Below are 23,884 nucleotides of genomic sequence, written 5' to 3'. Positions count from 1 at the left end.
AAGAGTTATAAAGTGCTGTAATCTTTACGTTTACTCCAGCTCAATCCCCTTCTCTCGGAGATTGTCCAGACACTCCTCAAAGTAGGCAGCATCGTGCTCCTTGTAAATAGGTCTCGTCAAAGTCTCCTCAGGTAAATCCTCATAAGAAGGACAAATCTTACCACGATAGTTTTTATCCATCCACTCTGGACTAACCTTATAGCCTCGGTTAGTCATCTCCTCCATGATCAAGCGATGATAGGCATAGAGACGATAGGACGAGTAAGTAAAGACGTAGTCCACCGTCGCATGCTTTCTGCCCCAGCCATTGCCACGGAGGGCACAGCACTCTCGATGCTGTCCCAAGAGTTGAGGACGAGGAAGCTGTGAAATCAAAGCCTCATGCCAAAGTCTCATGACAATCTCCTTTCAGTAAAGTCGAATGTTGCAAGTAGGTATTGGGATAGCAATCAAGCAAATCTCGAGTCTTAGCGATTAAGTCTTCCTTAGAAGCCTGACCAAAGTGGTAGCGATCCAGCAGGAGCATATAGTCCTTGCGCTCAGAGTCTGTCGCTTTCTTTTTGAAATAGCCCCAAATATGCTGAAAGGCATTGCAAACCTGACCTCTATGCTCAGGGATTTGACAGGCACGATCGATCAGTTCTTGAACATGACTTACCTCCACCTCTTCATTCTTGAGATACTGACGAATCTCATTGTAAATATTGCTAGAATGACTCAAAACGAGGTATTTGTTTCTAGCCCAGAGTTGCTGGCACTGGGATTTTTGGTTAGTTTGTTCCATCTTTCTCCTTACTTTCTACTAGTTCCCCGGAAATATGGAAACAAAATTATATCTTAAAAATGAGCGAATCAATTACTCTCATCACCCTTCAAACTCTTTCAAAAACTTTTTGAGTTCAGCATCAGCTTCTGGTGTGGTTCCGTGTAGTTGACCAAGCATTTCGAGTAGGGAAGCGGTTTGCTTTTCAATCTCATCATTTGTCATGTTAATCTTGCTGACGATATCTGTCAGTGGTTCGACTTCTTCTTCCTCAAAGGTATCTACATAGCGAGGGATATTGAGGTTATAGTCATTTTCGACGATTTCTTCATAGCTTGCCAGATGGGCAAACTTGTCAATCTCCTCACGAGACTTGTAGGCTTCCAGAATTTTCTCGATATGAGCATCCGTCATGATATTCTGGTTTTTCCCCTTATCAAACTCCTTAGAGGCATCAATAAAGTATACATCACGATTGGTACGGTTCTTTTTGAGAATGATAACCGTAGTCGGAATGCTGGTATTAAAGAAGATATTAGCTGGTAGACCGATAACTGTATCAATGGCTCCTTCTTCTAACAAGGCCTTGCGAATGGTTCCCTCCGCATTGCCACGGAAAAGAACTCCGTGGGGAAGGACGATAGCCATAACTCCATTATCCTGCTTGAGATGGTAGTAACCATGCAAGAGAAAGGCAAAGTCAGCCTTGGATTGGGGTGCCAGTTTCCCAAAAGGAGAGAAACGAGGATCCGCCATAAAGCCAGAACTAGCAGACCACTTGGCTGAGTATGGAGGGTTCATGAGAACACCATCAAAGTTAGTCGGTTCTTGAGTCGGCCAGTCTTCATCTAGTGTATCGGCATTGTGGAGAAATTGATTTTCAACAGGAACACCGTGTAGAATCATGTTCATCCGAGCCAAGTTATAGGTCGAAGTATTGAGCTCCTGACCAAAGTAGACCACTGTCTGCGGTTTATGAGAATATTTCTTGGCATTGAGCAAGAGAGAGCCTGATCCCATAGTCGCATCATAGATGGTAAAACCTAACTGATCCTCACGGCCCAAAAAGGCAATCTGAGTCATAAGTTTGGCAACAGGCTGAGGTGTATAGAACTCACCAGCCTTCTTACCCGAGTCAGTCGCAAACTGACCAATTAGATACTCATAGGCATCTCCCAGCATATCACCAGCATGACCAGCCACATCTAGCACAGCCAACTCCTTCATGACTGCCGCCACCGTTTGGTTTTGCTTTTGCGGAGTCGCCCCTAACTTTTTGGAATAGAGGTCAATATCTTCAAAGAGATTTTCATAGAGTTCATCACTCTGCTCAATATTTCGAAAACCCTGAGCCAAATCTTCCAACTGGAAAGTCCCCTCATTGACTCGTGCTACCAGAGCTGTAAAAGTCAAGTCAGGCTTGATACTATAGTTGAGTTCGTCCTTCATCACTGCAAGAAGATCCTCGTGGGTGTCCGCATCCTCATAGTAGGAGCGATAAACTTCAAGGGCAGCCTCTAGACTCTCACTCCCCTCCTCCATAGTCTCCGCCACGAAAAAGAGCATCTTATCTGACAGATACTTATAAAAGACCATGCCCAAAAGATAGGACTTGTAGTCATTGGCATCCATCTTAGAGCGGAGAACATCCGCTGAGTTCCACAGGGCTTGGTAGAGCGACTGGGAAGTTTGTGTTGTTTCCATAATGTTTCTTTCTTTTTTATTAATTCAAAAATCTAACGATTTGTCCAATAGTTTTGCTTCCAATTCTTCAAAATATTTATGACGTAATGTAATCTGTAAATCATTATTCATTGCAATACTACTTAAAGCTTTTTCTTTTAAGTTAGAAACTATTTCTTTAATTTCTTTGGAACCAATTATTTCATTTTTCAAGTTACAAATCTTTAAAATTTTCGAAAAATCTAAAGAAGCTATGCTATCTTCCACCATTTTAGTTATATTTTCTAATGTTACAGTTATATCAAATTTTTCTGATAAATTTTCTAAAAATGTCCGTGCTTCATCCTCGGTTGGTTCTCTTGTTTCTATCAAATTCCCTTCCATAAATTCATCAAGTTTCTTTTTCAAGGCAATTCGTATTATCTTATCTTTATTTGTTGTACATAAACCAATAACAGTGTCTCGAAGCTTATTAATTTTTTGTTTTTTATCTTCCTCATCATCAGATAGAACAGAATTCACCATTTCTTCATCTACCAAAAGCATCTCTATCTCATTAAAAGGGAGCACAAAAATATTTTTCTTTTTATAGCTTTCAATTCTTGCCTCATCCATCCAGTCATAATCAATAATGCCGTATGCTTTATTACCATATGTTTCCTCTAATTTATTGTAAGCTTTTGTGTATTGAATAACTTGTTTATGCCCTTGAACTGGTTTGACAAAACAAAATTCACTGAATAATTTGGAATATATTTGATAGTCCAGACTATTTTTAGTTCCTTCGCAAAACAAAATTGGCTTTTTTGCACCAGATACTTCAGTTAATAATGGTAATGGTATTTCTTGTGATTCTTCCAACACCTGATAATCCAAATCATAAGGTGCTTCAAAATTCTTACACCATATATAGGTTGCATTTGTTCTAGATTGAACAAAGTCCATGTTGTGTGAAGCAAAAATAAATTGACAATCAGGTCGCTCTGATATGAGCAAATCCCATAATTCATTATAGACGGCAGCATTTAGAAATGTTTCTGGTTCGTCAACGACAATATAGCTATTCTCTGGAGCTAGAAGAACACTGCCTATATAAAATAAAATACAACGTTCTCCATCACTAAGACCATTTATACTATATTTAGAGTAATTTTTTTCAACGTTTACAATTATCTTTATAGGATCAATTTCAAAACTAATTTCTGGTTTAATTTTATTCCATATTTTTTCTAATTTTTGCCACAAAGATAATGACGAATCGTTTTGTCCTCTGAATTTATAAGTAGCCACAACCATAACATCTTTTACTAATAGTGTTATTAAGTTAGTAAAAGTATTTGAAAAATTCTCTTCAATATTTGATGGATACAAATTAATGGTATCGTATTTAATATTTGTCTTTTTCAAATCGAGAATGTAATTCTCTTGTTCAATATTATTACGATTATGAATATTAGACACAAAATATAATAGTTTCTGAGCAGGTAAAACATACATCTCATCAATACTATTCTTCCTTAATTCATTAATAAGACTTGATTTTCCCGCTCCATTAGCTCCTATTATAACAGTTGTAGAATCAACTTTCGAAATAAATGAGAAAAGTTTAATTACTTTAAAATTCTCTAAAATTTGAGGTAAATTTGTTTCATACATATAAACATCACTACCATGACAACTAAATATATTTCCTAACCAATTCTCACGTAGTTTTTTATACTTTTCTGTCACATAACCAGATAAAAACTCATCATCTAGTTCGTTATTAACCAAATCAATAAGGGTAGAAAACCAATCATCTACTTGTTGGTAGCTAGTCTTATATGATTCTTGTTCATAATCAGCTAATTCACTAAAGATATCTTGAAGTCTTTTCTTTTCAAATTTTAAATTTTCAATTAAATCTTTAATAGAGTTATACATAATTCCTCCTTAAATAAACATATCCTGCAAGAGTTTCTTTTTCAGTGTTTCTAACTGAGAAATTTTTTCGTGGTGAGAATTGATAAGGTTATCGAGGGTGGAAAAATAGGCACCGATGGCTTGTTGTTCAGGGAGAGATGGGATAAGTACTTTTTTCGATAGTAATTCCACTTTAGTAATACCCTTTATTGATGTCCCTTGAAGTTGGTTAACTTCCTTTTGAAGTAATCTATATAGCAAATATGCTGTGAATTCTATATTGGATTTAAGATTTGAGAGTGATAAAAAATCCTGACTTGTTGCGTATTCATGACGCATCACCGCTAACTTCCCAACTCCAACTCTCGTAACAACCGCAATTGAATCTTTTGGTATTATTTTGGCTGATGAACTTTCCAAACCTTTCTCAGAAATACTTTTTTGAACTTTAATCTCAAATAGACAATTTATCCCTAAGTCAGATGACTGAATCCAAGGAATATCCCCATCCCAATATTCCTGAACATTTGTTTTTGGAGTGCCACCACTTTGAAAGTCATCAGCTAAATCATTAATTTCACAAAGCTCCCACTCACCTTCGAATCCATCCAAACGAATCTCAGGGACTGTCTGTCCAGCTTTGGGAAACATCTTGGAGAGCATGGTCGCTTTAAGAGATTGGTAGTTGGTAAGATTATCTTTGTAGCTAGACAGAAGGTCGTCGAGGGTACGGAAAAGGGTACCGATGGCGGATTGTTCGGCTGGACTGGGAAGTGAAATTGGAGTTTCTAAAATATTTTTATTGTACAATCGCTTGATAGTAGTTCCTTCAATTCCTTCCCATTTCACTATTGAATAAAATTGCTTAAGAAAAGAATTATCCAACCGTTCATCATGTTTTAGCCAGACGATATTTGAATCTTGAAAATAGGCTTCCTCTCCTTGATATTCTACCGTCCTACCGATACTTCCTGAAGCAGAAATCAAAATATCTCCAATTTCAGGATATGGATATTTAGATTTATACTCCTCAAATTTTTCACGAGTAATAAATGAATCTGGTTCACTACCAAAAGTACCAATTTTATAAAATGGAACCTCCCCAGTTTCAGAAGTTTCATCCTTGAAAATTCGCTTATTCATGGAAACCGAGCCAAGATCACCTATTTTTTTACTTTCCCAGTTATCACTAAAATCGCAGAATCTTACTGCAGGAATACTATTTTTACTCATTATTTTCCTCCAGAATGTCTTTAAATTCAATCTGCTTACTTCTAAATCCAAATAGCTGTAATATAGAATCTTCGCGTCTGGACTTATCCGAAATCAACTCCCTCTTCTTTAAGTAATCAAGAAGCTTTTTGTTAAATTCAGAATACGAAACCTTTGCTTTTCTATTACCATTTCCTCCGTTACCTTCATTATCATTTAATTCTTCAAAGGCATCTTTCCATTCATCATAGATAGCATCATCAATTTGTTTATTCAAGATTTGCATAATATCCGATAGTTCTAATAAATCTAAATATTTACCTAGAAAAGCAAGCTTATCCAGTTTAATTCTATTTTCTGAATTATAAATTAATTTTTCAAAAAGTTTTTTCTTATGTTTAATCAAAACATCATTCGCATTCAGAATTTCTTCATACAATGAAAAGCTAATTTCATTTTCATCTAATTCTATAAATTGGTTTATATATTTTTTAACAATGCTCTGAATTTCAACTTGAAGTTCATTTTCAACTTTTTCATATGTCTTCTTGGGCAGTAAATATTCAAAATTACTGTCATCAAAATGATTATTCAAAAGAAATATTCTTATTCTTATGTCATCTTCCATTTTAAGATCGTATCTTGCTATTAATTCTAGCAATTGTTCTTCATCTCGAATATCCCTCTCATCATTTATATAATCCTTTATATTATTCCAAATAAAATTAGCTAGAGAGCTTGGATATTCTTTTCGGAAAAATTCAAGATTTAGTCTATTGAATTCAATGAGCCTATCATCTGTTAAGTTTTCTAACTGAGATTCACTCATACCTATTTCGCTAAATTTTTCATAATATCTATCCCCAGTTGCATTAAGAACTTTTTTTCGAATATTTTTTTGTAATTTCTTTGATTGTATTATATATTCTTCAAATTTTTCTTGCACTTCATCATCGAACCGTAGATAAATCTCTTTATCAAACTCAAAATTTGGATTTTGATTAATAAAATCTATCAAGAAATTATCCTCGTCCTCATTTTGACTAAAATAGTCTAAAACAATTTCAGTATTTACTTCTGCTTTTTGAGCAATCACAAGGTTGTTAACCAGTATTTCTCGATTTTCACTAGATAGGTCATTGAATTTATCTTGAGTATAAGTTATATAAAACTCTGGAATACTAGCGATTATCTTTTCTGCTAACGTTACGTTTTTGATATTTTCATCATTATCTAGCTCGTCAGATTCATCACTTTCTAACTTTTCCTGAGGTAATTGATGATTAAATACAACATTATTATTTAACAATTGTTCAATATACTCAGGTTTATCACGCATCTCTCCCTCTGATAGATCAATATACATTAAAATATACTTTAGAAATTCTTCATCAGAAGATAAACAATAGTCTAACAAGGATTCAAAAAGACTGTTACTACTAATTATTTCAAAATTCTGATGTTTAAATTGTTCATCCGTATATCCTGAGTACCAATTCATAAAGAATCTTATATTGTTTTCATTAATAGTATATAACTTGTTCCAAAAAATACTGTCCACAATTAAAACAAACTCTTCTTGAATTCGTTCGTTCTTAGTTCCGTAGGTAGAAAAATTAGTAAATTTAATATTTAAAGTTCTTAAATTCTCAGTTAGTATAGGTAAATTGTATTTAAATTCTCCAGTCAAAATATCGAAATTATTATCTAGATAATTCATTAGTAAATACTTTGTTCTTTGTGGTGTATTCTCTAAAAAAATTGTATCCACTAAGTTTAATAGTTTAATAACTACATTATTCTTTAACGGAAAAAAGTTTTTACTATCTGTTTCTAAATACTCATTAAATAAATTGCTGTTATATGATATCCAGTTTTCAAAAAGAGACTGATATATTTTATCACTTTCTAAATCATTTATAAGGCCATTTTGATTGTAATTATATATTTTGAAATAAAAGTCCATAATAAATTTAATAAATCCCTCTTGATGAAATAATAATTCCAATTCATTTTTAAAACTAGAACTATCTGATGGGACTAATAAATATCTGAACAGACTATAATTCAATATATACGGGTATCTAAAATCATTTATTCCCAAACGGTCAATTATTTCGGTCATGTTGTGTAAAATAATTCCAGGATCATTAGTGCGTCCAGAAATAACATTTCTTAAGTATTCTTTCTCAATTACTGTTATAGTATTCGCATAAAAATAAGTTAAATAATCTTTATAACTCTCGTCAATATAAGAATTTCTAATCAGGAAAGAAATAATCGAAAATTGAGGATTATTTCTTATTTCTTTTCTAAAATCACTTTTAAACTCATCAATATCCGTAGCAGACTGATAAAGTTCTGACAATCTCTTACTATCTAATGCTCCTAGTTCCTCGTGAATTTTTTTAATGTCCTCCTTTATTTTTTCTATTAGTTTTTTATTCTTAGTATTGTTTAAACGTTCTTGAAATTCTGGACTATTTTTTGCAGGAAATATATAATCAATTGTTACTTCTTGAGAGTTGTAATTGTTATAAGCACTGTAAAAAGTATCAAAAACAACAATCTTACTATCTTTATCAAGTAATTCTTTAATAAATTCAGAGTACGAGGTGAACTGAGATTGAGACTTACCATTTACTTTAATAACTTGTTTTCCATTTGGAATTTTTAAAATAGTACTATATAGTTCAATTTCATCGTTTAATTGTTCTTCCTTAGCATTCACTATTTTTGTCTCTAATAACTTAATTTCTCTTTTTAATTCAGTCTTACGTTTTTCTAATCTCATTTCTTTTGAATTTAGCAATTCAAACAGATACCCTTGATTTCTTTGTAATAGCGAAAAGTCTTTAGGAAAAATATTTTTATATACTACCATTGAAAATAACTTATCCTGATCTAACTTTAAAACATTTAATGTCTCTTTATAGGTTAGATACTCATTACAAACATTATTAATTAATCTCATATCGTCAAGATATAAAGAAATATTAAATAAAAATCTCTTATCAAAACCACCATACTCCCCCATATCTGTTAACAATTCTTTTAGTATTTCATGTGAATTTGAAGCTGTTACTACAGGAACTACAGGAATAATGTAATCAAAGAACTTTGTTCTCTCTTGTGATTCAAATAAATCATCCTTTACAAGATAGAAAAATACCAACTTGGAGTCGCCACATATCTTTCTTTTTCTATTGATAACTATATTTAATTCCTTCAATTTTTCAAAAATTTTAGAATTATTAAAACGTTCAATATCTTCAAATACTATGACATTTGCTTCTGATTGCTTAAATAAATAAAGTACATCATCTAAATAGCGATCAAAATAAGATATCCTTGAACTTTCATTTGAGAAGATTTCAATATCAGTTTCTATTTTGCTAGCTTTTAAAGATAACTTCTTAATAAAACCAAACTCTCTTTGTAGCTTAGATAAATGAAAAATTCCATGCACAATTAAAACAAACAAAATCGCTAGAGCTATAAGGGAAATAATAGGCTTTGTGGTCCAAAACAACCAAGAAAAATTCTTAACCAATCTATGCCATAAGGAAATATTAAAAAGATACAAAGATAATAGTATTATTAAACCTAGATATACTGTAATCTTGAGGGGACTAATCTGTGATTCTGTATCAAGAGTTTTAAAAATAGATTTTCTTATTTTGTTGGGATCTATTTGATGAAGCAATTGATTGATTATTTTCCCTTCAATTGTATTGATTTCACGCTTATCAAGCCCATTTTTTTCACTACTTTTCGCTTCATCATATTGTCCCAAAGAAATATGGATGAATTTTTTATTTTTACATTTTAACTCAAAACTATCAACAATACTACTTTTCCCAGCTCCATAATTACCAGTAATAGCTACATTGGTAACTTCTGAATTTTCGTCAATCGCAAACTCAAGCGCTTTTAGTGTTACTGGCTTTATTTCAACATCTTTATTTGAAGTAAGTGCCCGAAATTTATATTCTCTTTCCATTAATTTATCTCTCCGAATAATTACTATATGTTTAAACCAATACCATTATATCAATTCTTACTGAGTATATAAAGCTTTTATACACAAAAATCCCCCTTAGAAATCCGCTTCTAAGGGGTTGTCTTTATCCTGCTGCTTGGGCTGGTTCTACTGGTTTAGTCTTTTTATCTTTCTTGCTACCAGTGATGAGACGGCGCTTGCTATCTCGGATGCTATTGAGTTCCTTGAGGAGTTGAGTCAGGTGTTCCTTTTCAGGGTAGGCTTCTGCACTGGCGGCGGTATAACGCATAAAAAGGTCGTAGCTGGTTGAAAGTTCCGTACGGAGTTGTCTGGTCTTGCCAACTTCCTTGGCAGACTTGTGAGCACGCGCCTTACTTTCCACTTGGTCATATTCTTCTTGAGCATTGACCACAGCCGTCAGCATAGGGGTCAGTCCTAGACTGGTAACTGCCTCATGATAGGGTGTTTCACTAAGCGTTTTGAGTAGGCTCTTGATTTCTGCCGTCTCCACATCATTGCTGTGCTTAGTGATGTCCTTGTACTTGGCAAAGACTGGTTTCAGAGTTTCATGAGCTTCTTTGAGCTTGGCATCCTTAATCTTAGCAAATCCTCTATGAAGGGTAAAGAGACCGACCAAGGCACTATCACGATTGCGATCGACTTCTGTCAGATTGCTAGACTCTTTCGTTTCCACCGCCGCAAGTTGAGCTTGAAAATCATCCAGCTTGGTTTTGAAGGGTTCCAAATGTTTGGCATACATGCCCTCATCCTTGTTTGCCTTAGAAAAAGTTGCCAAACTTTGATGAGTATCCATCATCAGGCTTTCAAACTCACGGTTGGTAAAGTTGCTGTAACTAAGTGGGCGAATAGCGTATGTTTTTGTCATGATGATATCCTTTCTATCTAACGAATCATTTTGTTTTTTCTTTATCAAACCAAGACTGGATTAGTTCTGGAAGATAGACCTGTTCTTGATCTGTTTTTACAATGCTTCCTTGTCTAGGAGGTTGAATCAAAGGTCTATCCTTAAATACAAAGACTTGAAACAATGCACAGATCAAAAATAGAAGCCCCCATAAAGGAAGTGTCGATAGCATACTCTCCTCATCATCTTTAACTTTCTTCATCGATTTTTCTCCTTTAAGTTGATACATTCATTCTAACAGTTTCCCAAACTATTTTTACCTTCATCCGCTCAACTGTCATTATTTCCATCTAAAATGTACTTTTCAGAACAAATCAGACATTTGCAAATTAAAAAATCCCTATCTGACTAGATATTCATTTCGTCCATCAGATAGAGACTCTTACTATTTTTAGATTTTACCTTTTCGAGCTTTAGAATACATATAAACTTTAGGAAATACAGCTATTCGAAAGTTCGAAGACCTCAAAACTTTCGTAGATAAGCTATTCGAAGCTTAGAATACTTCTAAATTTATGGAATCATGCTTATTCTAAACCTAGAATGCATGTAAACTTTAGGAAAGAGATCTATTCTAAGTCTCGAAGGACTATCTCCCAACCCTCAATGGCTCAATGATTTCCTCTACCAGTTGGGTATAGGCTTCCTTGATTTGTTTTTTATAGAGGAGAGGATTGAGGGCATCCGCCACCTCTAGCTTATAGTCCTGATAGCGCTGGCTCTTGGTCAGCTGGCTTTCTCCTAGTTGTTTTTTAGCTCCCTTACGATAGTGTTCGACATAGTAACGGAGTTCATCCTCACCGACATACCAGCGCTTACTAAAGACTTGGATATGTTGTTGAATGACAGCCTCAATCATCTGATCCAAAATATTTGCAATAGACTGACCACGATAGCTTTCAGGCTTGTTCTGTACTTCCTTCCATAGTTCCGTGATAATCTGGGCAAGATTTGGATTGGTCTTCTCAAGACTCTGAATATAGTTATCCACCGCTTCCTTATCTTGAGTGCTTAGGTTCTTTTCTTGACTTTGACCTTGCTCGATCAGACTTTGAATTAAGGTTAAGATATAGGCATAGTTGATCTCATCCACTTGGATAGACTCCAGTTCATAGTGAATATCAAGGGGCTCTCCATCGTCACCATCCTCTACTCGGCTTTTTAATTCTGCAAGGACATTTCGATAAAGTCCCAGATACCTTTCCAACTTTTCTCCATCAAGTCCTGTCTGACTGTAAAGTTCTTCCTCATCATACTCTTTATACACTCGGATAGAGGCTAGGTATTTATCAAAGGCTTGATAGGTTTTAGCTAGTTTCCTCAACTCAGGTGTAGAGATTTGCTCGATTTGGAGTCCATCCTCAGAATCATCGGTGATGAGATTTTGGAAATCACTGCAACTCCTCAAGAAGTTTCTCTTTTCCTCTTCCCAACTCGGAGCTAGGACCTCGTTTTCTCCACCATTTGAGTAGAGCTTGAGGGCATTATCTACTGCCTCCTTAAAGGCTAGGGGCTTTTGGAAGGTGATGATATGACCATAGGTCTTACTGCTATCAAAAATACGGTTGGTTCGGCTAAAAGCCTGAATCAAGTCCTGCGGTTGCATGGGCTTGCGATCGATAAAGAGGGTCGATAAACAAGGCGCATCAAATCCTGTTAAGAGACGATTGACCACGATGACTAAGTCCAACTGCTCCTTGCGATAGAGGTATTTGTCCTGCTTTCGAGCTAGGCGGTTATTGACATCCGTATTAAAGCCACGGAGATCCGCCATGGTAAAGTGGGTATCAAATTCTTGGTTATAGTCTTCTAAAACCTGCTTCATGTGGTCTTGGTTGTCTCTTGACTCTTCTTCATTTTCAGTGACCGAGTAGGTGATGGTCGCCTTTGGAAAGTCAGGAAGGACCTGCTTGACCCTTTCCGATACCTTGACTCTCGTCTCCCCAGCCTTGACCCGTTTGAGGAGGTCATAGTAGGCTTGGGCTTGAGGGATTGACTTGACGGTCAGGATAGCATTATAGGTCTTACCAACTCCCTTTTGGAAGCCTAGCTGTTGACGGGATTTATTGATAATGGCATCCAAGACTTCCAGCATATGCTCCTCATTCTCATAGACAGTATCTGGTATGTCATTTTCAGATTTATCCGTGATGAGGGTATTGCGATAATCCACCTTAAAGCCTAAGACAGCACCGTCATGGATAGCTTCCTTGACCGTATACTCATGGAGACGGTCTCCGTACTGTTGCTGGGTGGTCTGGGCAAGGTCTCCGACCTGTTGGCGTTTATTTTCCTTAAAGATAGGTGTGCCTGTAAAACCGTACCAGAGAGACTGTGGGAAAAAGGCCTTAATGTCTTTTTGTGTTTGTGGCGTAACGGCACGGTGGCATTCATCCACGACAAAGGCCACTCGGAGACCCTTGATTTTGTCCGCATCTCGTTGGTAAAGACCTTGCTCAAACTTACGCATCATGGTGGTAATTTTCTGGATGGTCGTTACCACCACACGCTTATCATTGCTTCCTAGTCGCTTGACCAAATCATGGGTATTATCCGTCTCATCAATATCAATGACATCATTGGTCGCATAAGAGAGAAAGGACGAAGTAGTCTGTTGGTCCAAGTCCCTTCGGTCAACGACAAAAATCGTCTTTTGGATGGAAGGAATCTGGAGGAGATTCCGAGCTACCTTATAAGAAGTCAGGGTCTTACCTGAACCTGTCGTATGCCAAACATAGCCTGATGCTTGCTGGCGAGAGGCTTCTTGCACTGCTTCGATTGCATGGATCTGGTAAGGGCGCAGAAGGATAAGAGCCTTCTTGCTATCATCAAGGACAGAATACTGCATGACCATCTGGTGGGCACGAGGGATGGAAAGGACTTCGTGGGCAAAGCTGGTCAAGCTCGTTATAGGTTGGTTGTCCTTATCCACCCACTTGGTTAGAAATTGCTTGTTGAGTTTATTTTCCCTAGCTGCAGCGATATAGCGTGTATCTACCTTGTTGGTCACAACAAACATCTGTAAGCTAGAGTAAATGCCACGGAACTTGCCTTCCCTATCATACTTCTTAATTTGATGAAAGGCATCTAAAAAAGCAACTCGGGGACTTTTAAGCTCGATCTGAATCATTGGAAGGCCATTGATCAAGAGGGTCACATCTAGCCTGCGGTCTTGATCCTGAGGATTTATCTTATCTCTCTCGACTTGGTTGACAACCTCATAACTAGACTTACCAGCTGCGATATTGTCTCGCCAGATAACGGATAAACGGATAGTCCCCAAACTAGCATCTTCTCTTTGAACCTCAACCTTGGCAATGCCATTTTCGCCGACCAACCACTTGGCCGCATCATAGTAGCTAACAAAGTTCAGTTGATTCTTTATCTGGCGTTTTTCCTGTTCTGTCAGGGGATGATCTGCCAATAGAGCCACATTGTTCTGGGCTAGCTTTTCAAAGAAGTTTTCCCATAATTGCTCTTCTGTTTTAAGGTCATCTCTGTAAGTCCATTGACTTTCCCCAGTCACCAGTTGGTTGATCAGTTGTTTTTCTATCTCCAGTTCTGGTTTTACCTGTATCATACTCTCTCCTTTGCTACTTGTCTGCTCCCTTTATTATAGCATGTTTAAGCTCAAAATCCATCACTCTTCCCATACCAAAAACAATCAAATCCCCTTTCTCCTCCAAAATATGGTATAGTAGAGTTATACTATCTATGAGGAGTTTACATGTCACAGGATAAACAAATGAAAGCTGTTTCTCCCCTTCTGCAGCAAGTTATCAACATCTCATCGATTGTCGGTGGGGTTGGGAGTTTGATTTTCTGTATTTGGGCTTATCAGGCTGGGATTTTACAGTCTAAGGAAACCCTCTCTGCCTTTATCCAGCAGGCAGGTATCTGGGGGCCACCTCTCTTTATCTTTTTACAGATTTTACAGACAGTCGTCCCTATCATTCCAGGAGCCTTGACATCGGTGGCTGGTGTCTTTATCTACGGGCACATCATCGGGACTATCTACAACTATATCGGCATTGTCATTGGCTGTGCCATTATCTTTTATCTGGTGCGCCTCTATGGAGCTGCCTTTGTCCAGTCTGTCGTCAGCAAGCGCACCTATGACAAGTATATCGGCTGGTTGGATAAGGGCAATCGTTTTGACCGTTTCTTTATCTTTATGATGATTTGGCCCATTAGTCCAGCTGACTTTCTCTGTATGCTGGCTGCCCTGACCAAGATGAGCTTCAAGCGCTATATGATCATCATCATTCTAACCAAGCCCTTTACTCTCGTGGTTTATACCTACGGTCTGACCTATATTATTGACTTCTTCTGGCAAATGCTTTGACACATAAAAAATCCGTTTGGTTTCCCAAGCGGATTTTGTGCTTTATTTTGAAACTTCTTTTGCAAGAACAAAGTTCCCAAGTGTGGCAGAACCATTTCCTGCTACTGCGGGCGTTACAATGTAATCACGCACATCTGGTACTGGTAGGTAGCCGTTGAGAAGAGATGTAAATTTCTCACGGACACGATCCAGCATGTGTTGTTGTGCCATGACCCCTCCACCAAAGACAATCACGTCTGGGCGGAAAGTCACTGTCGCATTAACCGCAGCTTGAGCGATATAGTAGGCTTGAACATCCCAAACAGGGTTGTTGAGTTCAATATTTTCCCCACGAACACCTGTACGAGCTTCCAAACTTGGACCAGCTGCATAGCCTTCGAGACATCCCTTATGGAAAGGACAAACACCCTTAAACTCTTTTTCAATATCCATTGGGTGTCTAGCAACATAGTAGTGACCCATTTCAGGGTGACCCACACCACCGATAAACTCACCACGTTGGATGACACCTGCACCGATACCTGTACCGATTGTGTAGTAAACCAAGTTTTCGATACGGCCACCAGCATTATTACGGGCAACCACTTCACCATAAGCAGAGCTGTTTACGTCTGTAGTGAAGTACATTGGCACGTTTAGGGCGCGACGAAGGGCACCAAGCAAGTCCACATTTGCCCAGTTTGGTTTTGGAGTCGTTGTGATAAAGCCATAAGTTTTTGAGTTTTTATCAATATCAATCGGACCAAATGAACCAACTGCAAGACCAGCAAGGTTATCGAATTTCGAGAAGAACTCGATTGTTTTATCGATTGTTTCGATTGGAGTTGTTGTTGGAAATTGTGTTTTTTCTACAACGTTAAAGTTTTCATCACCGACAGCACAGACAAACTTTGTACCGCCCGCTTCCAAGCTTCCATATAATTTTGTCATGATAAACCTCTTGTTTTTATTTTCTTTATTATAGCATATTTCGAAAGGCTAAATTTCTCTATTTTTTAGATTTTCCTCTGTAAATCTTACCATTCAAGCAAAAACGAACAAACATGTCATTTGTTCGTTTTCATTTTGAGAGGGAATATTGTACTCAATGAAAATCAAAGAGCAAACTAGGAAGCTAGCCGAAGGTTGCTCAAAGCAATGCTTTGAGGTTGTAGATAAGACTGACAAAGTCAGTTACATATATCTACGGCAAGGCGAAGCTGACATGGTTTGAATTTGATTTTCGAAGAGTATTAGATTTTCACTTCAATAACAGCATCCCCCTTAGCAACTGAACCTGTTGCGACTGGAGCTACTGAAGCGTAGTCAGCTGTATTTGTAACGATAACCATTGTTGTATCATCAAGTCCAGCTGCAGCGATTTTGTTTGAGTCAAATGTTCCAAGAACATCACCAGCTTTAACCTTATCACCTTGGGCAACTTTTGCTTCAAAACCTTCACCATTCATAGATACAGTGTCAATACCAACGTGGATCAAAACTTCAGCACCATCAGTTGTTTTCAAACCAAAAGCGTGTCCTGTTGGAAATGCAATTGAAACTTCAGCATCAGCAGGTGCATAGACCACACCTTGACTTGGTTTCACAGCGATACCTTGTCCCATAGCACCACTTGAAAAAACAGGGTCATTAACATCAGCAAGAGCTACAACATCACCAACGATAGGAGTTACAAGTGTTTCATTTTGAAGAGCTGCTGGAATGTTACCAGTTGTTTCTTCTTGGACCAAACGTTCTGTCTCTACTTCAGTAGCAACTTCTTTTTCATCCTCATAACCAAACATGTAAGTAAGAGCAAAACCAAGTGCAAATGATACAGCTACCATAAGAAGGTATAGTGGAAGTTGTCCATTACCTGCATAAAGCATTGTACCAGGGATGATAGTGATACCACTACCAGTACCAGCAAGTCCAAGGATTGAAGCCAATCCACCACCGATTGCACCAGCAATCAATGAAAGGAAGAATGGTTTACGGAAACGCAAGTTCACCCCGAAGATAGCAGGCTCTGTAATACCGAGGAAGGCAGAAAGAGCAGCTGGGAAAGCAAGTGTTTTCAGTTTTGGATTTTTAGTTTTAACACCAACCGCAACAGTCGCAGCACCTTGGGCTGTCATAGCCGCAGTGATGATCGCGTTGAATGGATTAGCATGGTCAGCAGCAAGCAATTGCACTTCAAGCAAGTTGAAGATGTGGTGCACACCTGACACGACAATCAATTGGTGAACCCCACCAATCAAGAAACCACCAAGACCAAATGGCAAGCCAAGAATTGCTTTTGTACCAATAAGGATGTAGTTTTCAACAACGTGGAAGACTGGTCCGATAACAAAGAGCCCAAGGATAGACATGACCAAAAGTGTCACGAATGGTGTTACCAAGAGGTCAATGACATCTGGAACAACCTTGCGGACAGCTTTTTCAAATTTAGCTCCGACAACCCCGATGATGAAGGCTGGAAGAACAGAACCTTGCAAACCAACAACAGGGATGAAACCAAAGAAGTTCATAGCTGTTACTTCACCACCTGAAGCGACTGCCCAAGCGTTTGGAAGTGAGCCAGAAACAAGCATCATACCAAGAACGATACCAACGGCAGGATTTCCACCAAATACACGGAAGGTTGACCACACAACCAAACCTGGCAAGATGATAAAGGCTGTATCTGTCAAGATTTGAGTGTAAGTTGCAAAGTCACCTGGAAGTGGCATTTCAAGAGCGTTGAAAAGACCACGCACACCCATAAAGAGACCTGTCGCTACGATAACTGGGATGATTGGAACAAAAACGTCACCGAAAGTACGGATAGCACGTTGGAACCAGTTCCCTTGTTTAGCAGCTTCTGCTTTCATGTCAGCTTTAGATGATGTTGGCAAGCCAAGCGCAACAACTTCATCGTACATTTTGTTAACTGTACCTGTACCAAAGATGATTTGGTATTGACCTGAGTTAAAGAAAGCACCTTGAACTTTTTCCAAGTTCTCAATCACTTCTTTATTGATTTTCTCTTCATCTTTAACCATGACACGTAGACGAGTCGCACAGTGAGCTACACTGTTGACATTTTCACGTCCGCCCAAGGCATCGATGACTTTTTTTGCAATTTCCTGATTGTTCATTTGCAAAAATCTCCTTATATAAAATTTTGTTCTTGTTTGAAAGCGATTTTATCCGCCCTACGACTTTTATTTTATCATGTTTTAGAAATATGTCAAGCGTTTTGCAGAAAAAATATTCTATCCACTTGGTGGATACGCTTTAAATTGATTGTTTTTGACTGTTTTATCAGGAATTACTTGAAAAAATAAGTTTGAAACCTTGCTTAAAAAGGATTTCATTTCATTATCTTTCACATTTTCGTGAAAATTTGATCGATTTCCTGCATTTATTTTATGATAAACGTTTGACAGTTTTTTCTCTTTTTTAACATAAAAGGCTTGCATTTTTTATCGAAAACGGTTACTATTAAAAGTGATAAGATTTTTGGAGGAATGAATGAATGGAATGGACAACTGAGCGTCGTTACAGACTTTATCAAGATTGGACGCAAGAAGAAATTCAAAATATTAAGAAAAATATGGCACAATCTCCATGGCATACTCATTACCATGTTGAGCCAAAAACAGGACTTCTCAACGACCCAAATGGCTTTTCTTACTTTGATGGCAAGTGGATCCTCTTTTACCAGAATTTTCCTTTTGGTGCAGCCCACGGTTTGAAATCTTGGGTTCAATTGGAAAGTGAGGACTTGGTTCACTTCACAGAAACTGGTGTCAAAGTTTTGCCTGATACTCCATTAGATAGCCACGGTGCCTACTCTGGTTCTGCTATGCAATTTGGCGATCAGTTATTCCTATTTTATACAGGAAATGTTCGCGATGAAAACTGGATCCGTCACCCTTACCAGATTGGGGCTTTGATGGACAAGGATGGAAAGATTACGAAGATTGACAAGATCTTAATCGACCAGCCAGCAGACTCTACAGACCACTTCCGCGATCCGCAAATTTTTAATTTTAAAGGTCAATATTATGCTATCGTCGGAGGACAGGATTTGGAGAAAAAAGGCTTCGTTCGTCTCTACAAGGCTGTTGACAACGACTATACAAACTGGCAAGCTGTTGGCGATCTTGACTTTGCTAACGACTGCACTGCCTACATGATGGAATGTCCAAATCTGGTCTTTGTAGGGGAGCAACCTGTCCTTCTCTACTGCCCACAAGGATTGGATAAGAAAGTTCTAGACTACGATAATATCTTTCCAAATATGTATAAGATTGGGGCTTCCTTTGACCCTGAAAATGCTAAAATGGTAGATGTATCTCAACTTCAAAACATGGACTATGGTTTCGAAGCCTATGCAACTCAAGCCTTCAACGCTCCTGATGGACGTGCTCTAGCTGTTAGCTGGCTTGGCTTGCCAGATGTTTCTTACCCTTCTGACCGTTTTGACCACCAAGGAACCTTCTCTTTGGTCAAGGAACTCACTATCAAAGACGGCAAACTCTACCAATACCCAGTCGCAGCTATCAAGGACCTTCGTGCTTCTGAAGAACCTTTCTCAAACCGTGCTCAAACCAAGAACACTTACGAACTTGAACTCAACTTTGAAGCTAATAGCCAGAGCGAGATTGTCCTACTTGCTGATCAAGAAGGCAAGGGACTTTCCATCAACTTTGACCTTGTAAATGGTCAAGTGACAGTGGATCGTAGCCAGGCTGGTGAACAATACGCCCAAGAATTTGGTACGACTCGTTCTTGCCCAATCGACAATCAAGCTACTACTGCTACGATTTTCATCGATAACTCTGTCTTTGAAATTTTCATCAATAAAGGAGAAAAAGTATTTTCTGGTCGTGTCTTCCCACATGCGGACCAAAATGGGATCCTCATCAAATCTGGAAGCCCAACTGGAACTTACTATGAATTAGATTATGGTCGCAAAACTAACTGATGTCGCCAAACTTGCAGGCGTCAGCCCTACTACCGTTTCTCGGGTTATCAATAAAAAAGGCTATTTATCAGAGAAAACCATTCAAAAGGTTAATGAAGCCATGCGGGAATTGGGCTATAAACCCAACAACCTAGCTCGTAGTCTGCAAGGAAAATCAGCTAAGTTAATCGGCCTGATTTTCCCCAATATTTCCAACGTTTTCTATGCAGAATTGATTGATAAGCTGGAGCACCAACTCTTCAAAAATGGTTACAAGACCATCATCTGCAACAGTGAGCACGATTCTGAGAAGGAACGCGAATACATCGAAATGTTGGAAGCCAATCAGGTGGACGGCATCATTTCGGGTAGTCACAACTTGGGAATCGAAGACTACAATCGAGTGACAGCACCAATTATTTCCTTTGACCGAAACCTATCGCCAGACATTCCTGTCGTTTCCTCTGACAACTACGCTGGTGGGGTTCTCGCAGCCCAGACATTGGTTAAGACAGGTGCCCAGTCTATCATCATGATTACAGGTAATGACAATTCCAATTCGCCAACTGGACTACGCCACGCTGGTTTTGCATCTATTCTCCCCAAAGCACCTATTATCAATGTTTCCAGTGACTTTTCTCCTGTCAGAAAAGAAATGGAAATCAAAAATATCTTGACTCGTCAAAAACCAGATGCCATTTTTGCTTCAGATGATTTGACAGCTATTTTGGTCATTAAAATTGCTCAAGAGCTGGGCATTTCTGTCCCTGAAGAGCTCAAGGTCATCGGCTATGATGGAACCTACTTTATCGAGAATTACTACCCTCAATTGACTACTATCAAGCAACCCTTGAAAGAGATTACCCAACTCACTGTTGACCTTCTCTTACAGAAGATCGAAGGCAAGGAAGTCGCAACAACCGGTTACTTCTTACCAGTTACTCTATTGCCTGGAAAAAGTATTTAATACTCAATGAAAATCAAAGAGCAAACTAGGAAGCTAGCCACAGGCTGTACTTGAGTACGGCAAGGCGAAGCTGACGTGGTTTGAATTTGATTTTCGAAGAGTATAAGCACAAGAAAACTCAGACCGATCAGTCTGAGTTTTTTATGATCTTAAATTTTCGAGATAGCTCTGGGCTGTCTCTAAGTTAAAGGTTTTATCTGCGATGAGTCGCTCAACTAAGGGAGCTACCTCGGACTCACTGGCACCTGCTAGGAGTGCCAAGGATTTGGCCTGCAATTTCATGTGGCCTTGCTGGATTCCTGTACTCACCAAGGCTTTGAGGGCCGCAAAGTTTTGGGCGAGACCGATAGAAACGATAAGCTGGGCTAATTCTTTGGCAGAAGGATTTCCCAGTAGCTCATGACTGAGGGCTACACGAGGGTTGAGGCCGATAGAACCACCCTTGGTCGCTACAGGCATGGGCAGAGTCATCTCACCAACCAATTCTTCTGTTTCCAAGTCTAGGCGCCAAGAGCTAAGACCTTGGTAATGTCCATCTCGACTGGCAAAGGCATGGGCTCCCGCCTCAATGGCACGCCAGTCATTACCAGTGGCAATCAAAATGGCATCAATACCATTAAAAATCCCTTTATTGTGGGTAGTAGCTCGATAAGGATCAGCCTGTGCAAATTGACTAGCCAAAGCTATTTTCTCCGCAATCTCTCGCCCTTGATCCTTTTGGCGACTCAAGTAGCGAAAGGCGATGCGACAGCTTGCTGTCACCAGAGAATCGGTCGCGTAATTAGACAGAATACCCATAAGACTCTGACCCTGACTGAGTTCTTCTAAGACTGGTTTCAAGGCTTCCAACATGGTGTTGAGCATATTGGCTCCCATGGCTTCTTGAGTATCAACATGAAGATAGACGACGAGGAAGTCTGTTTCACCTTTAATCTGATCTACATGCAAATCACGCGCCCCACCTCCACGTTTGACTATAGAAGGATAGGCTTGATTGGCAAGTTCCAAGAGTTCGGCTTTCTTACTGGCAATTTTCTCTTGCGCTTGTTCAGGATTAGCAACTTGATAAAGAGCTACCTGCCCAATCATCCGGCGCTCATGAACCTGAGCAGTAAAGCCACCTGCACGCTTGATGATTTTACTGGCATAGCTGGCCGCAGCAACCACGGACGGTTCTTCTGTCACATAGGGAACTGTGTATTCCTGACCGTTGACAAGGACCTCTGGAACCAGCGAATAAGGCAGAGAAAAAGTTCCCACTACATTCTCACTCAGCTGGTCTGCGACAGTCACGCTAATGTGTTCATCCTGCTCCAGACTGGTTTGTTTTTCAGGACTAAGGAGCGCCTGAGCTTTTAACAACTCGAGGCGCTCTTGGTATGATTTTTTAGAAAATCCATTCCAACTTATCTTCATTATTTTTCAACCTTGTTATAACGGCGTTGGTGGTCAACAATTTCAACCAAGGCAAAATCTTGATTTTCATAGCCAGCAAACTGGGCAGAGTTTGTTTCATCTAAGTCTACTTCCTCAAAGAAGACTTTTTCATAGTCAGCAACAGACAGGGCAGTTCGTTGGTTGAGCTTGTTCAAGCGGTCTTTATCCAGATAAGCTTCATAACCTTCAACCAATTCACCACTGAAGAACTCAGCCACAGCACCACTTCCGTAACTATAAAGGGCAATTTTATCGCCAGCCTTCAAGCTATCTGTATTTTCCAAGAGAGACAAAAGTCCAAGGAAAAGGGAACCTGTATAGATATTCCCTACCTTTTGACTGTAAAGAATAGACTGGTCAAAGTGCTTTTGCAAGAGGTCTTTTTTCTCTTGAGGCAGGCTCTTATCCATGATTTTTTTCAAGCCTTTTAGCGCTAATTTAGGGTAAGGCAAGTGGAAACAAACAGCCGCAAAATCATCCAAAGTAAGCTGGTAGCGTTTTTGGTATTCAAGCCAAGTCGTTTTCAAACTATCCAAATATTGTTGGGTAGAATAGACACCATTTACATAAGGAGTTGTTGAGTAATTTGGACGCCAGAAATCCATGATGTCACGAGTCTGAGCCACATTGTCATTATTAAAGGCCATAATGCGTGGATTTTGTGTAATTAACATGGCCACACTGCCAGCACCCTGAGTTGGTTCTCCTGGAGTTTCAATACCGTACTTGGCAATATCACTGGCAATGACCAAAACCTTGGACTCTGGAGAATTTTCCACATGCAATTTGGCATAATGAAGGGCAGCTGTCGCTCCATAGCAGGCTTCTTTAATCTCGAAACTACGAGCAAAAGGCTGGATTCCCAGCAAACCATGCACAAAGACGGCCGCAGCTTTACTCTGGTCAATTCCTGACTCAGTCGCCACAATGACCATATCGATTTCTTGTCTTTCTTGCTCAGTTAAAATAGAGTCACTTGCACTGGCCGCCAAGGTCACGATATCCTCAGTTAGGGGCGCAATACTCAATTCCTTGAGTAAGAGTCCTTTGCTTAATTTTTCAGGGTCAATTCCCCTCGCTTCTGCTAAGTCTTGTAATTTCAAGACATATTGACTGGTCGCAAAACCAATCTTATCAATACCGATTGTCATATTTACCTCTGTTTTATCATTCATTGTAAAAAATCGTTCTATACTATTTTATCACAAATGGCAGTAAAAGAGAGAAAAAAGACTTGATTCACCAAATCAAGTCCCTTATGAATCTAACTTTTATGCTGTTTTCGTAAGTGAGAATACAGTCTGAGAATCACTGTTCCGCTAGCCATTCCAATGGAAATCACCAAAGCCAGCATAACAACCAAGGTTGCACTGGCAATGGCGTGACTGTAATCTCCCGTCACAAAAAAGGCAGTTGTCCGATAAGAAAGATAACCCGGAACTAGAGGTGCCAAGATGGCTAAGATAAAGACCACAGCAGGTGTCTTATAAAGAATACTTAAAATCTGGCTGATACAAGAACCGATAATGGCTGCAATAAAAGTAGCCACAATAACATTGGTCGGTTCCTTGAGCAAGAGATAAATCAGCCAGACAGCCATGCCCAAAATCCCTCCTGGTAAGAGCATAGAACGTTGAACATTGAGTACGATTAAAAAAGTGATAATGGCAAGAAGACTTGCTACTGCTTGTAATAAAAAGGTTGTTAGTGTCAT

The 23,884-nt window shown here is 38.7% G+C and carries 17 protein-coding genes; 3 read left to right on the top strand and 14 right to left on the bottom strand.

The window, feature by feature from the left end; genetic code table 11:
- Positions 1–30 precede the first annotated feature (30 nt).
- From D8848_RS06785 to D8848_RS06745, 9 genes are all read right to left on the bottom strand, one after another.
- Entirely contained in the window at positions 31–396 is a 366-nt protein-coding gene (locus D8848_RS06785; protein ID WP_125443978.1) for a TIGR02328 family protein, read from the bottom strand.
- The gene (locus D8848_RS06780) at positions 380–784 is read right to left on the bottom strand and encodes a YbgA family protein (RefSeq protein WP_125443980.1); all 405 of its coding nucleotides are present in this window, start codon (positions 782–784) and stop codon (positions 380–382) included. The genes D8848_RS06785 and D8848_RS06780 overlap by 17 nt, the downstream gene beginning before the upstream one ends.
- Positions 785–865: 81 nt before the next feature.
- Positions 866–2,467 (bottom strand): type I restriction-modification system subunit M, encoded by a 1,602-nt coding sequence (locus D8848_RS06775; protein ID WP_125443982.1) that lies wholly within the window; start codon positions 2,465–2,467, stop codon positions 866–868.
- A 24-nt stretch (positions 2,468–2,491) separates the two neighbouring features.
- The gene (locus D8848_RS06770) at positions 2,492–4,369 is read right to left on the bottom strand and encodes an AAA family ATPase (protein ID WP_125450659.1); all 1,878 of its coding nucleotides are present in this window, start codon (positions 4,367–4,369) and stop codon (positions 2,492–2,494) included.
- A 9-nt stretch (positions 4,370–4,378) separates the two neighbouring features.
- The gene (locus tag D8848_RS06765; RefSeq protein WP_125443551.1) at positions 4,379–5,581 is read right to left on the bottom strand and encodes a restriction endonuclease subunit S; all 1,203 of its coding nucleotides are present in this window, start codon (positions 5,579–5,581) and stop codon (positions 4,379–4,381) included.
- Positions 5,574–9,563, bottom strand: coding sequence for a YobI family P-loop NTPase (locus tag D8848_RS06760; RefSeq protein WP_125443550.1), 3,990 nt, complete (start codon positions 9,561–9,563; stop codon positions 5,574–5,576). Before D8848_RS06760 ends, D8848_RS06765 begins: the two co-directional genes overlap by 8 nt.
- Positions 9,564–9,687: 124 nt before the next feature.
- Complete coding sequence (locus D8848_RS10775; RefSeq protein WP_185756863.1) at positions 9,688–10,449, bottom strand: DUF6261 family protein; 762 nt, start codon at positions 10,447–10,449, stop codon at positions 9,688–9,690.
- A 25-nt stretch (positions 10,450–10,474) separates the two neighbouring features.
- Positions 10,475–10,690, bottom strand: a complete 216-nt coding sequence (locus D8848_RS06750) for a hypothetical protein (protein WP_125443549.1) — start codon at positions 10,688–10,690, stop codon at positions 10,475–10,477.
- Between the two features lie 387 nt (positions 10,691–11,077).
- Positions 11,078–14,068 carry a type I restriction endonuclease subunit R gene (locus tag D8848_RS06745; protein WP_125443548.1) on the bottom strand — a complete coding sequence of 997 codons (2,991 nt, stop codon included), beginning with the start codon at positions 14,066–14,068 and terminating at the stop codon, positions 11,078–11,080.
- A 147-nt stretch (positions 14,069–14,215) separates the two neighbouring features.
- Here D8848_RS06745 and D8848_RS06740 point away from each other — a divergent pair, with 147 nt between their 5' ends.
- Positions 14,216–14,833 (top strand): TVP38/TMEM64 family protein, encoded by a 618-nt coding sequence (locus tag D8848_RS06740; protein WP_000076167.1) that lies wholly within the window; start codon positions 14,216–14,218, stop codon positions 14,831–14,833.
- A gap of 42 nt (positions 14,834–14,875) precedes the next feature.
- Here D8848_RS06740 and scrK read toward each other — a convergent pair whose 3' ends face one another.
- Positions 14,876–15,763: a fructokinase ScrK gene (gene scrK / locus D8848_RS06735; protein ID WP_000164310.1), complete on the bottom strand. Its 888-nt coding sequence runs from the start codon at positions 15,761–15,763 to the stop codon at positions 14,876–14,878.
- A gap of 302 nt (positions 15,764–16,065) precedes the next feature.
- Positions 16,066–17,952: a sucrose-specific PTS transporter subunit IIBC gene (locus tag D8848_RS06725; protein ID WP_125443547.1), complete on the bottom strand. Its 1,887-nt coding sequence runs from the start codon at positions 17,950–17,952 to the stop codon at positions 16,066–16,068.
- A 380-nt stretch (positions 17,953–18,332) separates the two neighbouring features.
- On the opposite strand from D8848_RS06725, the gene D8848_RS06715 reads away from it, so the two are divergent.
- Positions 18,333–19,787 (top strand): sucrose-6-phosphate hydrolase, encoded by a 1,455-nt coding sequence (locus D8848_RS06715; protein WP_125443546.1) that lies wholly within the window; start codon positions 18,333–18,335, stop codon positions 19,785–19,787.
- On the top strand, positions 19,768–20,733 hold the full coding sequence (locus tag D8848_RS06710) for a LacI family DNA-binding transcriptional regulator (RefSeq protein ID WP_125443545.1): 966 nt from the start codon (positions 19,768–19,770) through the stop codon (positions 20,731–20,733). Before D8848_RS06715 ends, D8848_RS06710 begins: the two co-directional genes overlap by 20 nt.
- Before the next feature lie 141 nt (positions 20,734–20,874).
- Here D8848_RS06710 and D8848_RS06700 read toward each other — a convergent pair whose 3' ends face one another.
- The 3 genes from D8848_RS06700 to D8848_RS06690 all read right to left on the bottom strand — a co-directional run bounded on the left by D8848_RS06700 (position 20,875) and on the right by D8848_RS06690 (position 23,884).
- Entirely contained in the window at positions 20,875–22,149 is a 1,275-nt protein-coding gene (locus D8848_RS06700) for a hydroxymethylglutaryl-CoA reductase, degradative (protein WP_125443544.1), read from the bottom strand.
- Positions 22,149–23,321: a hydroxymethylglutaryl-CoA synthase gene (locus D8848_RS06695; RefSeq protein ID WP_185756862.1), complete on the bottom strand. Its 1,173-nt coding sequence runs from the start codon at positions 23,319–23,321 to the stop codon at positions 22,149–22,151. Before D8848_RS06695 ends, D8848_RS06700 begins: the two co-directional genes overlap by 1 nt.
- Positions 23,322–23,434: 113 nt before the next feature.
- Entirely contained in the window at positions 23,435–23,884 is a 450-nt protein-coding gene (locus D8848_RS06690) for a threonine/serine exporter family protein (protein ID WP_125443542.1), read from the bottom strand.

This window comes from Streptococcus mitis, assembly GCF_003942775.1.
Classification (GTDB): Bacteria; Bacillota; Bacilli; order Lactobacillales; family Streptococcaceae; genus Streptococcus; species Streptococcus mitis_CN.
The sequence above is the reverse complement of the archived record's forward strand: the minus strand, read 5'-3'. Positions and strand labels throughout refer to the sequence as shown.

What these genes read in the sequence shown, in the direction of transcription:
- D8848_RS06785 (WP_125443978.1), bottom strand. Translation starts at nt 396, where the DNA reads ATGAGACTTTGGCATGAGGCTTTGATTTCACAGCTTCCTCGTCCTCAA.
- D8848_RS06780 (WP_125443980.1), bottom strand. Translation starts at nt 784, where the DNA reads ATGGAACAAACTAACCAAAAATCCCAGTGCCAGCAACTCTGGGCTAGA.
- D8848_RS06775 (WP_125443982.1), bottom strand. Translation starts at nt 2,467, where the DNA reads ATGGAAACAACACAAACTTCCCAGTCGCTCTACCAAGCCCTGTGGAAC.
- D8848_RS06770 (WP_125450659.1), bottom strand. Translation starts at nt 4,369, where the DNA reads ATGTATAACTCTATTAAAGATTTAATTGAAAATTTAAAATTTGAAAAG.
- D8848_RS06765 (WP_125443551.1), bottom strand. Translation starts at nt 5,581, where the DNA reads ATGAGTAAAAATAGTATTCCTGCAGTAAGATTCTGCGATTTTAGTGAT.
- D8848_RS06760 (WP_125443550.1), bottom strand. Translation starts at nt 9,563, where the DNA reads ATGGAAAGAGAATATAAATTTCGGGCACTTACTTCAAATAAAGATGTT.
- D8848_RS10775 (WP_185756863.1), bottom strand. Translation starts at nt 10,449, where the DNA reads ATGACAAAAACATACGCTATTCGCCCACTTAGTTACAGCAACTTTACC.
- D8848_RS06750 (WP_125443549.1), bottom strand. Translation starts at nt 10,690, where the DNA reads ATGAAGAAAGTTAAAGATGATGAGGAGAGTATGCTATCGACACTTCCT.
- D8848_RS06745 (WP_125443548.1), bottom strand. Translation starts at nt 14,068, where the DNA reads ATGATACAGGTAAAACCAGAACTGGAGATAGAAAAACAACTGATCAAC.
- D8848_RS06740 (WP_000076167.1), top strand. Translation starts at nt 14,216, where the DNA reads ATGTCACAGGATAAACAAATGAAAGCTGTTTCTCCCCTTCTGCAGCAA.
- scrK (WP_000164310.1), bottom strand. Translation starts at nt 15,763, where the DNA reads ATGACAAAATTATATGGAAGCTTGGAAGCGGGCGGTACAAAGTTTGTC.
- D8848_RS06725 (WP_125443547.1), bottom strand. Translation starts at nt 17,952, where the DNA reads ATGAACAATCAGGAAATTGCAAAAAAAGTCATCGATGCCTTGGGCGGA.
- D8848_RS06715 (WP_125443546.1), top strand. Translation starts at nt 18,333, where the DNA reads ATGGAATGGACAACTGAGCGTCGTTACAGACTTTATCAAGATTGGACG.
- D8848_RS06710 (WP_125443545.1), top strand. Translation starts at nt 19,768, where the DNA reads ATGGTCGCAAAACTAACTGATGTCGCCAAACTTGCAGGCGTCAGCCCT.
- D8848_RS06700 (WP_125443544.1), bottom strand. Translation starts at nt 22,149, where the DNA reads ATGAAGATAAGTTGGAATGGATTTTCTAAAAAATCATACCAAGAGCGC.
- D8848_RS06695 (WP_185756862.1), bottom strand. Translation starts at nt 23,321, where the DNA reads ATGACAATCGGTATTGATAAGATTGGTTTTGCGACCAGTCAATATGTC.
- D8848_RS06690 (WP_125443542.1), bottom strand. Translation starts at nt 23,884, where the DNA reads ATGACACTAACAACCTTTTTATTACAAGCAGTAGCAAGTCTTCTTGCC.